This window comes from Bacillus sp. ISL-77 (assembly GCF_018613105.1).
Window position 1 is genome coordinate 1 of the sequence record NZ_JAGGQY010000011.1, and the last position, 15410, is coordinate 15410.

Consider the following 15410-nt stretch of genomic DNA (forward strand, 5'->3'; position numbering starts at 1 on the left):
TGCCTTTTGTCTACAATCTGAAGCAATTTACTTGCTTTTTATTTAGGATTTCGGAACTGGAAATCATTAGTTAATGAATGAAATCAGTATCCATTATATAATTTAAGAGCACAGCAACAACCTTCAAAACGTTTGCTTCCCAGAGGGGAAACTTTTGGTTTCCTTCTCCTACAGGGAAGCTTTTTTTTTGCTTACCGAAACTTGTGAATAATAACCATGAAACTGGAAAAAATACCCTTACATAGATTGAAGGAGAAAAAACATGCCTACAATTATTTCAGTTGCAGAGGTTACTCCACATTTTGAAGTTAACCAAAACCAAGCTTTGGAGTTTGCACGAGAGCTTTTCTCTGATTCCTTTAAGGATATTGAACGACTATTAAGGGCTTTTCAAAACGGCCAAATTGAAAAAAGGCATTTTGTTAAAAATCTTGATTGGTTTAAAGAAGAACATACTTTTGAAGAAAAAAATTCTGCTTATATTGAGTCCGCGCTGACCCTTGGAAAGGAAGCAATCGAGAAGTGTTTAAATAATAAGGATTTCTTAAATCGTAATATTAACTATCAAGAAATTGACATCATTTTTTTTATCTCAACCACGGGGATGGCCACACCAAGTATCGAAGCGAGAATCATGAATCACCTTCCGTTTAATTCACACACAAAGAGAGTACCTATTTGGGGACTTGGCTGTGCAGGCGGTGCTGCTGGTCTATCGAGAGCCTATGAATATTGTCTTGCGTTTCCAAAAGCAAAGGCCCTAGTACTCTCAGTTGAGCTTTGCAGCCTAACGTTTCAGCGCAACGATCTTTCGAAAAGTAATTTAATCGGAACTTCTTTGTTTGCCGATGGTGTAGCCTGTGCCTTAGTTTGCGGTGATGATTCATACTCTTCAGATTTCAGGAAGAAGCAGACTTCCCCCTCCATCATTGCTACACAGTCCACGCTGATGCCGAACTCTTTAGATGTGATGGGCTGGGCTATTAGGAGCACGGGGCTGTTTGTGGTATTTTCTCGGGATATCCCCCAGATCATAGAGGATTGGTTAAAGCCGAATGTAAGTGGATTTTTAGGTGAACATCAAATCAATCTTGAACAAATAGACTATTTTATTGCTCATCCGGGTGGGAAAAAAGTGATAGATGCCTATGTAAAATCATTAGAGTTACCTCCATCCATGACTGACGTTTCACTTGAAGTGTTAAAACAATTTGGGAATATGTCTTCAACAACGATATTTTATGTGCTGAAACGTTACATGGAGATGGATATTCCTCAGGATGCTTTAGGACTTGGTACCGCGCTTGGACCTGGTTTCAGTTCCGAACTGCTTTTATTTAGGTGGGAGTAAAATGAAAGATAGTATCTCATTTCTGATATTAATTGGATTCATCGGCCTTCAGCGGATTGTTGAGCTAAAAATAGCAAAAAGCAATGAAAAGTGGATGAAGAAACGTGGGGCCATTGAATTTGGCGAAAAGCATTATCGATATATGGTGACTATGCATGCGCTGTTTTTTATTTTCTTAAGTTGTGAAAAAATTTTCATGAATTTGGGTCTATCTCCTTTATGGGGCATCCTAATAATTGTTTTTCTTATAGCCCAGCTATTTAGAATATGGGCGATTGCATCACTAGGAAGGTTTTGGAATACAAAAATTATTGTCTTAAGAAATGCGAATGTGATTAGAAAGGGACCATACCGTTTTATCAGACATCCCAATTATTTTGTTGTTGCGGTTGAACTGGCTGTTGTTCCATTGTTGTTCAACGCTTATTTTACAGCTAGTTTATTTACGATATTAAATATCATCGTGCTTAGGATTCGTATACCTGAGGAGGAAAAGGCGCTTAGGGAGCTGACGGAATATGAAGGGACATTTCAGGATTGTAATCGTTTCCTACCTAAAGTTGTTAAATAATTGTGACAGTTAGAAATGGGCTATTGAAAATGATTATCACCTATGTTAAACTTTGGTTATCGATGAAAATCATTCTCAATGAAAGTCTTATAAGGAAGGTGTTACAATTGACTTTTGCTTTAGTTGGTGGAACGGTTATTATTTATGCATTTGTCATGAAGCACGTCTTAAAAAACGTTACACATTAAATTAATAGTGTATTTTGGGAGCCAGGGTCTTGCACCGTGGCTTTTTGTCGTTTTAGGAAGAAATTTGTTTTAAGTAAAAGAAGTGTCAAGATAGGAAAAGTTTGAATTATCGTATAAAATAAAAAATATTATAATGTTGCTAAGGGGAATAAGTTAATGGTGAAAACAGTCAATCAAGAAGAAGCTATACAAACACTAAAAACTAAAATCGTTTCAGTATTTGAATATATAAACGAACAAGAAGATTATGAAAATGCGGAAAAAATAAAACAACTAGCAAAGAAGCTGAAGAACAAAGAGTTTATGATTGCATTTTGTGGCCATTTCTCTGCAGGGAAATCGACAATGATCAATCAACTGGTTGGAGAGAATTTACTTCCATCTAGTCCAATTCCGACAAGTGCAAACTTAGTGAAAGTAAAAGCTGGAGAAGAATATGCAAAGGTCTTTTTCAAAAATGAAAAGCCTCGCATCTATTTAGCTCCGTATGATTATGAATTAGTCAAAAATTATTGCAAAGACGGCGATCAAATTGAAGAAATTGAAATTAGTCACAGTGAAACAGGTTTACCCGATAATACGGTAATCATGGATACACCTGGTATTGATTCTGCTGATGATGCCCACCGGATTGCAACCGAATCAGCAATTCATCTTGCCGATATCGTTCTATATATCATGGATTTTAACCACGTCCAAGCAGAGTTGAATTTTTTATTTACAAAGGAATTAACCCAAGCTGGAAAAGAAGTTTATTTAGTAATTAACCAAATTGATAAACACAATGATGAAGAACTGAGCTTCGATGAGTTTCAAAAAAGTGTGGTTGATTCGTTTGCATCTTGGGGAGTGAAACCAGCAAGAATTTTTTATACTTCTTTGAAAAATAAAAGCCATGCCTTCAATGAATTCAATGATCTTCAGGAATTTATTACAGAAAAATTGGCCTCTAAAGACCAATTATTAATACCATCGGTTTTTCATTCCTTAAAAAAAATTACCCAAGATCATATTGCTCAATTAAGTAAATTAGATGAGCGTGAGCTAAGACCTATCGTTGAGGTATTGAATGAATTAACTGAGGAAGAAAGAAGTGAATTATCCAATAGTTCTCGAGAAATGGAAGGAAACCTCCAGACTTTAAAAGAGGGGGTAATCGGAACAGAGAAGGAATTTGATCATCAAATTGCCCAAATACTAAAAAACGCATACCTCATGCCATTTCAAACCAGAGAGTTAGCGGAGAGTTATTTGGAATCATGTCAACCGGAATTCAAAGTTGGATTCATATTTTCCAAGCAAAAGACGTTGGATGAGAAGAATGTGAGGCTTGAACGCTTTCATCATGATATTCATGATAAAACAAAATCTCAGCTCGAGTGGCACGTACGCGAATATTTACTACGCACCTTAAAGGAAACGGGTCTTGACGGGGGAGATTTACAGGGCTTGGCGCAGTCTTATTCAATCGATGTGCAGGCAAACCTTTTATCCGAAACTGTTAAAACTGGTGCACGAGTATCAGGTGAATATGTCTTACATTACACAGAAGACGTGGCTAATGAAATTAAAAAAATCGCACGACAAAAACTGGCTATTTTTAAGGAAGAGTTCCTAAAAGCATTAAAGCAACAAACAGCTAAATTAATTGGACAGTATGAACAGGAACTGAGCAAAAACGATCGATACCTAAATGCCTTGTCAGAACTAGAAAAGGTTAAGCAGAATGCTAAGTTGAAGAAAACAAAGATCGAAGAGTTATTAACACAAGATGATATTTTACAAGAAGATATTTATCATCTTTTTAGTCAGGACGAAGAAGAATATGAAGTGGTCAAAACACAGCTAAAGTCTGAAAACGGAAGTAGCAACATGAAAAACGATTTGAAAGGCAAAGTGATTGAGGGTGCGAAAAATGATCCAAAGGTACTTCCATCAGGCAATCATTTAGAGAGAACCGTCGAACGTCTAGTAAAGACTTCATCCTTAATTAGAGACCTCCCTGGTTTTTATAAGCTTTCTAAAGAATTATCCGAAAAAGCGGAAAGACTCGAAAACAAGGGATTTACCGTAGCATTATTTGGAGCATTCAGTGCAGGCAAATCTTCTTTTGCCAATGCACTTATGGGTGCTAAGATCCTGCCTGTTTCACCCAATCCAACGACTGCAGCCATTAACAAAATTAAACCTGTTACGGAAAGACATCCGCATGGCACCGTGCTTGTTAAGTTTAAGGAAGCGTCAGCCATGCTTGAAGATGTAAATCGCTCATTAAGGGTTTTTGAACTCCAAGCAGATGATTTTGATGGTGCGGTCAAAAAAATTGACCAGGTTATGCTTCAAAAACAGCAAGAAGGCGGTGTCTTGGAGAAAACACATATTGCTTTCTTACAGGCATTTACTAGAGGTTATCAATCATTTGGTAATTCTTTAGGAATCGTTCTTGAAACAGACTTAAGTGAATTTACCGATTTCGTTGCTAATGAAGAAAAATCCTGCTACGTAGAATGGATTGAGCTTTACTACGAATGCGAGTTAACCAATAAAGGAATTACTCTGGTTGATACACCCGGAGCGGATTCAATCAATGCCCGCCATACAGGTGTCGCTTTTGATTACATTAAAAATTCGGATGCATGTTTTTTTGTTACCTATTACAATCATGCATTTTCGAAAGCAGATCGTGAATTTTTAATCCAGCTTGGACGTGTAAAGGAATCCTTTCAAATGGATAAAATGTTCTTTATTATTAATGCCATTGACCTTGCTGAGAATGAAGAAGAAAAGGAAACCGTTATTGAATATGTCGAGGAGCAGCTTAGCAAATATGGAATAAGAAATCCTCATCTCTATCCTGTATCAAGCTTGCTGGCGTTAAAAGAAAAGGAGACACCAAATCCTATTTCGGAATCTGGAATGGCTAACTTTGAGCAGGCCTTTTATCATTTTATTACTAATGAACTAACGGAAATGGCTATTTCCTCTGCAGAAAAAGAAATAACCCGGGTTCATGATTTAATTGATAAACTTATCAAAAGTTCACAGGAAGACCAAACTGTAAAAGAGAGAAAACGCGGGACTATTGAAAAACAAAAAGCAGTTATCTTAGTGTCATTGAAAAACCAAACGATTGAAAACTTGCAAAATCGTTTGTACCAGGAAGCAGAAGAGTTAGTTTATTACATTAAACAAAGAGTCTTCCTCCGCTTTGGGGATTTCTTTAGGGAGTCATTTAATCCCGCCATACTAAAGGATGATGGCCGTCATTTGAAAAAAGTATTACTAGCTGCACTGGATGAATTTCTCGAAAGTCTAGGCTTTGATTTTGCTCAGGAATTGCGGGCAACGACAGTTCGCCTGGAAAGATTTGCCGAAAAGCAATTGGCTGATTACCAATCAGGTCTCATCCGAAATTTACAAGAAATCAATCAAGACCTTTCCTTTTCAGCATTTGAAGTGAAGCATCAACAAGCAATCGAATTTCCTATCGCTTTTAAAGATATGAATAAACAATTATTTGCTAAAGCCTTGTCGTACTTTAAAAGTCCAAAATCATTTTTTGAAAAAAATGAAAAAAAATTCATGAGTGATGAACTGTATCAAGTGCTGAATTTGCCTGCGGATGAATATCTATCGCATGGAGCTCACCGTTTAAAAACACATTATTCAGATGAAATAACAAAGGAATTCAATCGCCTATTAGAACAAATGAACGAACAAGTAAATGATTTTTATTTGAGTTATCTTTCAGCCTTAGATGGCGGAATTTCTATTGAATATTTAAGGGAAATACAAAAAAACTTATAAAGTATTAATCAATGACAAGGAGGAAGCTGCGTGAAATTTGTTAAAGACAAAGAATGGTTATTGAAAAGCTTAACCGAGAGCAATGTCAGGGTTGTCGATTGCCGGTTTTCATTAGCTGAACCAGAAAAAGGAAGACAGGAATATTTAAAAGGTCATTTACCTAGCGCAGTTTTCTTTGATTTAGAAAAAGATTTATCAAGTCCAGTTCAAGTCCATGGCGGACGGCATCCTTTGCCTAGACTTGAGGAATTTATCATGAAACTTGAGAAAGAGGGGATTAATGAAAACACAGTCGTTGTCGCCTATGATAATGGTGAAGGGGCGTATGCAGCCCGCTTTTGGTGGCTGCTTCAATACCTTGGTCATGAAAATGTATATGTACTTGATGAGGGATTTAATGGATGGGCAGCAGCAAATTATTCAGTAACAAAAGATATTCCTTCATTTGAAAAGGTAAAATTCCATTGCAACTTAAAGCCGGAATTATTAGCAACTACAGAAGAAGTAAAAGAAGCAGTCGAAAAACAGCTGGAAAACAAGATATTAATCGATTCAAGGGAATCAAGAAGATATCTAGGGCTAGAAGAACCGATTGATAAAAAAGCCGGTCACATCCCTGGTGCCATAAATAAGCCGTGGATGGAGGGGATTAGTGGCGGGCGATATAAACAAGCTGAGGAACAGAGACAAAGGTTTTCAGATATCGAACCTAATATGGATATTATTGTTTACTGTGGATCTGGGGTCACGGCCACACCTAATTACTTGGCATTAAAGGACGCTGGATTTAATAAAGTAAAGCTTTATGTCGGAAGCTTTAGTGATTGGATTTCTTATGCGGATCATAAAATAGAATAATCTTTCAGGCCAACTTATGTTATAATGGAAAGCGTGTTGTTTTTAAACGACACCAATAAGGAGGTCCAATATGACTAATCAAAAGCCTTCACTTATGCTTGTTGATGGAATGGCGTTGCTATTCCGAGCTTTTTACGCTACGGCAGTTACAGGACAATTTATGATAAATTCAAATGGAACACCGACCAATGGAATTCATGGCTTTGTTAAGCATTTATTCACGGCAGTTTCATCATTTAAACCTTCCCATCTCGCTGTTTGTTGGGATATGGGCAGTAAGACCTTTCGTACTGAATTATTCTCAGATTATAAAGGTAATCGCGGTGATGCTCCGATAGAGCTTATCCCACAATTTGATTTAGTAAAAGAAGTGGTTACTTCCTTTGATATTCCCAATATTGGATTAGCAGGCTATGAAGCAGATGACTGCATTGGAACAATCGCTAAGCAATCAAAGGACTTTGCCCATGTATCTATCCTAACTGGTGACCAGGATATGCTGCAGCTGCTTGATGATAGTATTTCTGTTATTTTGTTGAAAAAAGGTTATGGAAATTACCTGGTTCATACACCCGATTCCTTCTTTGAAGAAAAAGGAATTACACCTCGGCAGATGATTGATTTAAAAGCCCTCATGGGGGATCCAAGCGATAATTATCCTGGCGTGAAAGGGATAGGAGAGAAGACAGCTCTAAAGCTCCTACAGGAGTTTGAACATATTGAGGGCATTATCTCTAATTTAGATCGATTATCAAAGTCAAATAAGACTAAAATTGAGCAGGATTTAGACATGCTCCATTTGTCGAGACTGCTTGCCGAAATAAAATGCGATGTTCCAGTGAGCTGTTCATTGGATGATGCAGGACTTCGTATTGAAAAAGAAAAAGCATTGAATAAGTTAATGGAACTAGAACTTCGTGGATTGCAACGGCTCTTGCCAATAGACGAAGCGTATGTTTCCTGAAAAAATAAGGTTGTCCATTAGAGACAACCTTATTTTTTTATGGATAAACATACAGGAATTCTTGTCTTACTAATAATAAGATATAAAAAACAGGTGTCACAAAGGGGGAGCTACATTCGAAAAGTATACACTGGATCATCAAACTTTAGGTAAGGGTGCGACAAGCCTTGTCTTTTTTGGTCTGAATCAACGAAATGAGAGGGTAGTAATAAAAAAGGTTGATAGCAGAAGAGAAGCAGAACAAGAGAGCGAAATACTAAAAAGCTTACCGGTTCATAAACATATCATCACCTGGCTAGATTTTTTTGTGGATGAACATAAAGGGTATATTGTTTTAGAATATCACGAAGGGGGAAAGCTGGGGTATTTCAAAAAAGGGATCATCCATGATCAAAAATTAGCCGTTCAAATAACAATTAACATCCTTAAAGGGTTAAAGGTGATCCACCAACATGGCATTCTCCATTGCGATATTACTCCACATAACATTTTAATTTGTAATGATGACCCCCAAACAGTAAAAATCATCGATTTCGGCTCTGCTGTCCGCACAAATGATTCTGGTGAATATATTGGAAATCATCGAGGGGCAACGAGATGGTATCGACCACCGGAGCTTAAGAAACAAAATCATATCTTTACAGCTAATTTAAACTACTGCTCAGATGTATATAGTGCTGCATGTGTATGTTTGTACCTGTTAACTGGTTTTGCACCGTATCGAAAAAAACAGGCGTGCAAACAGATTCCCAATCAGAAATTACAAAAGGTTTTGAGGAAAGCAACAAGAAAGAATAAACTCAAACGGTATCAATCGGCACAAGAATTTATTGATGCACTTCGCCCATTTTCATAAAAAGTAGTCTCTGGATATGATTTAACAGGAAGCACAACACAATAATAATTTCCATTAAAGGAGATAATACAAGTTGAATGATTTTACCCAAATTGTCGTTACGCCGGGAAAACCAGTTCAGGTTCAAACCAATCCAACCGCCTATCCACTCATTGGAAAAGGATTACAAGGTGCAGTGTTTAAACTATCCGAAGACCGCTGTGTGAAAATTTATTCAAAACAAATATATTGCCTTCGAGAAAAGCAGGTACTACAACAAACCGGTGAAAAAACAGCTATTTTACCAGAGGTTTATGAAGCGGGAGAAAATTATATTATTATGGAATACCTTACTGGACCTTCCTTACAAGAATATCTTGAAAAATCCAATACAATTTCCGAGGATTTAACAATTGAAATTATCAATTTAATAAAAGAACTTAGAAGTTTACAGTTTATGAGAATTGATTTCTCCTTACGACACACCATCTATGATAAGAATAGAAAGTTGAAAATCATAGATCATGTTAATTCTTTTAAAATTCAAAGGTCGTTTCCAAAACGACTTTTCAAAGACTTAAAACGATTGGGTTTATTAGTAACGTTTTTAGAGCATGTAAATAATCAAGAGCCTGACCTCTATGAACAATGGAAGAAATCGTTGAAAATAAAAGACTAATATCAGCGGACTCCCATATGCCTATACAGTTTCATAGAATCATGAATAGAAATATTAAAAATGACCTGAAATGATTGAAGGTGAATGAGTAATGGATGAAAAGTCTATGGGCATTATTTTATCAAAACAGCAATGGAATAGGCTGGCCCAAGAGGAATTAAACGATGATGATTCCTATGTTTTACAATATGCAAAAGCGGGCGAAGAGTTAAATTTTGACGTACTATTTTTTAATATCGAAGGATTGATGGTAAACGAGCGTAAGGGAAATGCATTTATGATAAAGGATGAGGAGATCGTTTTACTAGGTTTCGTTGATATTCCGTCAATTATCTATAATCCCACAAATTATCATCGTAAGAAAAACAATCGGACAATCTTTGAACTCGCACAGCAAACAGGTGTAACTCTCATAAATGAAAAGAATAATATTAAGAATAAGCATTTCCTAGAATTGATAGCAACACACCCTGCACTAAAGGATATTAATTTAATAGCGGAAAATCAAATTCCGACTTCATTTAGTTTTTACGTTTTAGGACAAAAAGATTGCCATCATCAATGGACGACTCCGATTATTTATGCCAAGAATAATGACCAAGTGTTAACCTTTAAGGAAGCCTATCTGCTACTTACCGGTGATCACCAAATGCAAGAAGAGACACAAGAATACCTTTATGAAGTAAGCCACCGTATTTTAGAAATTCTTCACTATTATTATCCAAGAATTTATGAAATTGGTCTTCAATTTGTGGGGATGGAAACTGGTGAATTTCGAATTCATTCCACTTGTCCTATCGTGACCATTGTGAAAGACATAAGTTATAGCAACAAAAAAGTAGCGGGTATGATTCTTAAGTGGCCGATTGATCTAGCAAATGAAATCAGGGAATTGAAAAACGATGATAAGACAATGCATACCTATAGTGGGGAAACTGAGGCAACCTTTCAGGTAAGTAGTGGAGAATTACACGACGATAATATTACGCCGTTTATCAGGAAATCAAGTCAGCTTTTTGAGAATGTTTGGGTGAAATTTAAAGTTTTTCGAGACAATGAAATGATAATGAAATTACCTAACCGAATTACAGAAAGCTGGAGGGAACAACCTGAAATTGTAAAATTTGGGGTAAATGAGCAGCCGTGTCACTTTGTAAATTACGAAGACACAATTCCGCTAAGACATAATTCCTATCAAAATCCCTTAGAGCTGTTTGTTTCCGACACTCTAGTAGAATCCATGCATCTTCCTGTTGACCTAGTTTATCAAATCCAATTTTCAGAGAGAAAGGCAATTATCGGTCCAACAATTGGCTTACTATTGGGTGAAAAAAATCACGATTATAATTTGGATTATATGGAGAAATTCAATGACCGTTTTGGTGAATACCATCGCTATGGCGGAGTAACGATCGCCTTTTCAGCAAGGTCAGTCGACTGGGAAAAGAGAATTGCATATGGAATGATCTATGACCCAGTAAAAAAACATTGGCGCTATGATTCTACTCCGATTCCCTCTACTATATACCGTAGAAATTTCCATCAAAAGAAAGATAATATTAGACAACTAGTGGAAATAACCAATAAGAATTTATTTAACTCCTACCACTTTAAAAAATCAGATCTTTATTTATTAAAAAATACTCCAGAAATTAAACAACACTTACCTGCAACTTTCCTTTTAAATAACATGGAAGAATTAATTGACTTTTTAATAGAAAATAAGAAGATTATTTTAAAACCTGTTAGCTTATCAAGAGGACGCGGAATTTTCATACTAGAATTAAATGACGAAACAGAAGGTTTTAGTTTATACGATTATCGGAATTTGACAAAGGTACAACACAGATTGAAGGATAAAGAAGGTTTACAAGTATTATTAAAGGAGTTTGGAATTTTTAAACAGGAGTATTTATTTCAAACCTACATTCCGCTTTTAAAGGTAAATAATCGAGCCCTTGATGTCAGGGTTGTGATGCAGAAATATAACAAAGGGAAGTGGCAATGCACTGGAATTGAATGCAGGGTTGCTCGAGAACATGAGGATCTAACTAATATTGCTCGGGGTGGAGAAGCGATGACATTAGAAACAGTTATCAAGAAGTCTTCTCAAGACCTCAGCTATTCGCTTGTTTATCGGAATATAGTAAACCTTTGTCAAAGGTTTTGCCGCATCATGGATCAAAGAAATGACCATTTCGCCGAATTTGGTATAGATATTGCCTTAGATGAGGTTGGCTTCCCATGGATTCTTGAAGCAAATATATATCCAAGCTTCAAAGGCTTTAAGAAATTGGATTATGATAAGTATTTAAAAATTCGTAATCAACCAATGTTTTATGCAGTTCAAATTCAAGGGTTTCAAATTCTTGATGAAGATGCATTTGGAAATACTCGTCACTTTCAAAAAAGAGCATATTTATAGTCCTTCACGTCCCTTTTGATTCATTCATAAAGGGACGTTCTATTATTTTTCAGATACAATTTGGTTATACAATTGGAGGATACGGTTAGCACTTTTTTCCCATGTGAAATTTTCCTTCACTCGATCAATACTGTTAAGACCTAACCTTTTAATTCTTCTGGGATTGTTTAAGAGCTGAATAACACAATTGGATAGTTCCGCTTCAATGTTTTGTGTATTGATCAAATACCCCGTCCTGCCATGTTCAATAACCTCTGGCATTCCCCCAATATTCGTTGCGATCACGGGGACACCACATGCCATTGCCTCCACATTCACTAATCCAAATGATTCAGGTCCAATTGAGGGTACTAATACAATCTCTGCCGCCTCAAACCAAACGTGGATTTCCGCATGTGGAATAAACGACATAAACTTGACATGCTCTGGGAAATCCTTTGCTAACCCATACAATTTATCAACATAGCTCGTTCTTCTATCTGAACCATAAAATGCGCTTCCAGCAATAATTAATATGGTGTCAGGCACCGCTTGAATAATGGAAGGCATCGCTTGAAGTATTTTATGAATGCCCTTTATTTTTCTTAAACGCCCGACAAATAAGACGATTTTCCTACCTTCGAGGTTCAATTGTTTAATAAAATTCTCTATTTTACTTTTTTGATCAATGGACCATTTCGATTGAAATTGTCTTATATCCACACCTAAATAATTTACAATGACTTTATTTGCCTCACAACCGGTTTGAACAATTAAAAAGTTTTTAAGAAAATGGCTGTTAACAATGATCTTATCAGCTTGATGAAGACAACTAATTAACATTTCCTTTTCAATATGTGGACTTGAAATAAACATGGTCGAGTGCAGTGACAACCAAATTGGAACTTTTTGAAACTTGTTCCGAATGATGGGAATATATTTAGGGCGATTTTCAATTTGGATGATATCAGGATTGAGTTTAGATAACTTAGTAATGACCTTTGTGAGATACCTTGTCCAATTTTGATAAGTAAACCGGATAAAAGAAATATTTCCTTGGTTTTCAGTAGAGGCCATTCCTTTAGCCTTTTTTCCAAATATCGTGAAATCAACATCGTTTTGAAGAATGTTTGTTTGCATTTCTACAACTGTTTCAACTGAACTTGAACGAGAGGATGGAATAGGGAAGGAACCAGGGGTAATAATGGCTACCTTTGGTTTAGATCTCATAAAGCAAAACACCTCTTAGATTAATGTAAGTTAGTGTATTCACGTATTTAATGAATGTTTCAAATTAATTCGGGTTTTTATCTCTCCAAATACATAACTTTTGCATTTAATAGTAAGAAAGCAGTTTATTTATGTTAACTGAACGTAAACCCTATTAATAAGGCGGGGAAAATAGCTTGAAACAGCAATATATTGGAATTATTATCAGCTCGCAATTATATAGAGAACTTAACCTCGGTAAACAACCAGAAATCCTGGCTTTCTATGAGGAAGGAGGGGATATAAATAATTTAATTCCTGTATATCTTCGTTTGGAGGATTTACAGCCTGGCGAACCAGAGACAACGGGTTATGTGATGAATCCTAAAGGTGAGTATCAGAAGAAGACTATTCCTAAACCATTCGTGATTCATAACAGAGGCTATCATTGGACGAAGGATGCAAAGAAACAGATTAAAATGTTACTAGCTGAAGGCTTAGTCATTTTTAATGAATGGAACCAATATGGGAAATACAAAACTCATAAGTTATTAATGGAAAGTGAAGATATTAGACCACATCTCCCAGAAACCGTTCGCTTCAATCTTGGTAATATGGTCGAAATGATGGGAAAACATAGAGAGTTAATCATAAAACCAAGCAATGGTACATTTGGAAAACGAAACATGAGAGCTACACGCCTTAACGATACAGAATGGTTATTATCCTATCCCCAAAAAGACACATGGCTGGATGAAATGTATCTTACGGAACAATTACCTTTGACAATAGAATCTTTGGTAACAAGCGGGGTGTATATAATCCAAGAGAGGATTCAACTTGGTAAATATCATAATAACCCATTTGACCTTCGGGTATCCGTCCAACGAAATGGGGATGGAGAATGGCAAGTGACAGGGATGGTGGGGAAAGTAGCAAAAACAGGCAGCTTTGTTACAAATGTGGTTAGAGGAGGTATCTGCATTTCTCTTGAAGATATCCTTAGAAACCTTCCATACCTTGATGAAAAACAGGTCGTAGCTGACGTGGAAAAGTTATCACTAATGGTTGCCAAACAGATGGGCAATCAAATTGATAACCTAGCAGATCTTGGGCTTGATGTCGGGATTACAGCAGAGGGTTTTCCCATGTTTATTGAATGTAATGCCCGAGATCTAAGGTTAACGTTTCGTCATGCTTTAATGTTCGAAACATGGCGAAAAACCTACATTACCCCAATATGCTATGGGAGATATTTGTTGACTAAAAGAAATGGCCAATAAAAAAAAAAGAGGAAGTAGGTTGGTATGCAAACAATTGTCTTTATTGGAAGTAACAAATCAGGAACGAGCCGAGAAGCGCTGAGTATTTCAACAACTATGGGTTATTATACTGTTTTGTTAACGAACAGAAGAGAATTTATAAAGCAAGAGAAAGAATTCCCTGAAGTTCATCAGATGGTATATGTCGAAAATTTAATGGATAAGGAGATGATTTTTTCAATAATTAATAACCTTGAGGAGGATAGAAAACAAATCTGTGCTGTTATTAGTTTCATTGATCCATTTGTCTCTTTTGCGGCGCGAATCTCGAAAAAATTAGGACTTTTTCAAATGTCCACAGATGCTTTGGCAATCATGGAGGAGAAAACTCATTTTCGTGAACACCTTAAAACACTGCCTGTTACACCAAAGTTTACAATTTTTCAAAGAGAACAGTCTATTCAAAAATTTGTTGAGGAAAATCAATGTCATTTACCACTAATATTAAAGTCTCCTGTATCTAATGGGTCAAAGGATGTATTATTGGTTGAAACCTGCTCTGAGTTAAAAGAAGGATTGGAGTACTTAAATAAAAAATTCCCTTCTATTCCGGTACTAATTGAAGAATATTTGATTGGAACGCAGTACCTAATCGAAGTCATCGTTAAGGATGGGCTGATTGCTATGGTGGCAGTAATCGAACAAGAGGTATTAAATGGTGATCGCTTTATCATTACCGGGTATTGTTATCCGGCCGTACTAGAAAATGAGACTTTAGAGGAATTAGAAGTTGCAGTTGCAAGTATTATTCAAGCACTTGAATTAGAAAATGGAACTTGTCATTTAGAAATGAGGCTTATTGAGGGGAAGTGGAAGTTAATAGAAATAAATCCAAGAATGTCGGGCGGAGCAATGAATAAAATTATTGAAGAGGGTACTGGAATCAATTTAATTAAAGAAACACTTAAACTATTCTTAGGGCTAGATCCCGTCTTAAAAGCAACGAAAAAGACGCATGTTTATGCAAAATTTCTTACTGTTAATTCACGGGGCCGACTCATAAAAGTAACAGGAAAAACTAAAGCCTTAAATTATGATGGTGTAAAGGAAGTTTATGTGAAACCAAGAAAAGGGGCGATCTTAACAAAGCCGTATTCACTCGGTGATCGCTATGCCTATGTGATTGCCAGCGCTGATACACCTGAACAGGCCAAGGAGATTGCATTAATAGCTTCGAAAGAAATCAAGTTTTACTTAGATCCATTTTAAGGATGTGTTGATT

12 protein-coding genes are annotated in these 15410 nt (G+C 36.3%); 11 read left to right on the forward strand and 1 reads right to left on the reverse strand.

Translation table 11 applies throughout. From position 1 onward, the window contains the following. The first annotated feature begins 262 nt into the window (after positions 1 to 262). The 9 genes from J7E77_RS03620 (at position 263) to J7E77_RS03660 (ending at position 11678) form a co-directional block, all read left to right on the forward strand. A complete protein-coding gene (locus J7E77_RS03620) occupies positions 263 to 1351 on the forward strand; it encodes a type III polyketide synthase (RefSeq protein ID WP_214712428.1) in 1089 nt (362 codons plus the stop codon). A 1-nt stretch (position 1352) separates the two neighbouring features. Continuing rightward, positions 1353 to 1922, forward strand: a complete 570-nt coding sequence (locus J7E77_RS03625; protein WP_214712430.1) for an isoprenylcysteine carboxyl methyltransferase family protein — start codon at positions 1353 to 1355, stop codon at positions 1920 to 1922. Between the two features lie 29 nt (positions 1923 to 1951). Then, positions 1952 to 2110, forward strand: a complete 159-nt coding sequence (locus tag J7E77_RS03630; RefSeq protein ID WP_214712431.1) for a hypothetical protein — start codon at positions 1952 to 1954, stop codon at positions 2108 to 2110. A 156-nt stretch (positions 2111 to 2266) separates the two neighbouring features. Continuing rightward, on the forward strand, positions 2267 to 5917 hold the full coding sequence (locus J7E77_RS03635) for a dynamin family protein (RefSeq protein ID WP_214712432.1): 3651 nt from the start codon (positions 2267 to 2269) through the stop codon (positions 5915 to 5917). Positions 5918 to 5947: 30 nt separating this feature from the next. Next, positions 5948 to 6775: a sulfurtransferase gene (locus J7E77_RS03640; RefSeq protein ID WP_214712433.1), complete on the forward strand. Its 828-nt coding sequence runs from the start codon at positions 5948 to 5950 to the stop codon at positions 6773 to 6775. A 70-nt stretch (positions 6776 to 6845) separates the two neighbouring features. Continuing rightward, positions 6846 to 7739 (forward strand): 5'-3' exonuclease, encoded by an 894-nt coding sequence (locus J7E77_RS03645; protein ID WP_214712434.1) that lies wholly within the window; start codon positions 6846 to 6848, stop codon positions 7737 to 7739. 130 nt (positions 7740 to 7869) lie between these two features. After that, positions 7870 to 8595 (forward strand): serine/threonine-protein kinase, encoded by a 726-nt coding sequence (locus tag J7E77_RS03650; protein WP_285290477.1) that lies wholly within the window; start codon positions 7870 to 7872, stop codon positions 8593 to 8595. A gap of 73 nt (positions 8596 to 8668) precedes the next feature. Further along, positions 8669 to 9253, forward strand: a complete 585-nt coding sequence (locus J7E77_RS03655; protein WP_214712435.1) for a hypothetical protein — start codon at positions 8669 to 8671, stop codon at positions 9251 to 9253. A 91-nt stretch (positions 9254 to 9344) separates the two neighbouring features. Then, positions 9345 to 11678 (forward strand): YheC/YheD family endospore coat-associated protein, encoded by a 2334-nt coding sequence (locus J7E77_RS03660; protein WP_214712436.1) that lies wholly within the window; start codon positions 9345 to 9347, stop codon positions 11676 to 11678. 42 nt (positions 11679 to 11720) lie between these two features. On the opposite strand, the gene J7E77_RS03665 is transcribed toward J7E77_RS03660, so the two are convergent. Beyond that, positions 11721 to 12887, reverse strand: coding sequence for a glycosyltransferase family 4 protein (locus tag J7E77_RS03665; protein WP_214712438.1), 1167 nt, complete (start codon positions 12885 to 12887; stop codon positions 11721 to 11723). 176 nt (positions 12888 to 13063) lie between these two features. Here J7E77_RS03665 and J7E77_RS03670 point away from each other — a divergent pair, with 176 nt between their 5' ends. Together J7E77_RS03670 and J7E77_RS03675 are read left to right on the forward strand one after the other, a co-directional pair. Then, the gene (locus tag J7E77_RS03670) at positions 13064 to 14149 is read left to right on the forward strand and encodes a YheC/YheD family protein (RefSeq protein WP_214712440.1); all 1086 of its coding nucleotides are present in this window, start codon (positions 13064 to 13066) and stop codon (positions 14147 to 14149) included. A gap of 24 nt (positions 14150 to 14173) precedes the next feature. Next, a complete protein-coding gene (locus J7E77_RS03675; protein ID WP_214712441.1) occupies positions 14174 to 15397 on the forward strand; it encodes an ATP-grasp domain-containing protein in 1224 nt (407 codons plus the stop codon). Positions 15398 to 15410: the final 13 nt, after the last annotated feature.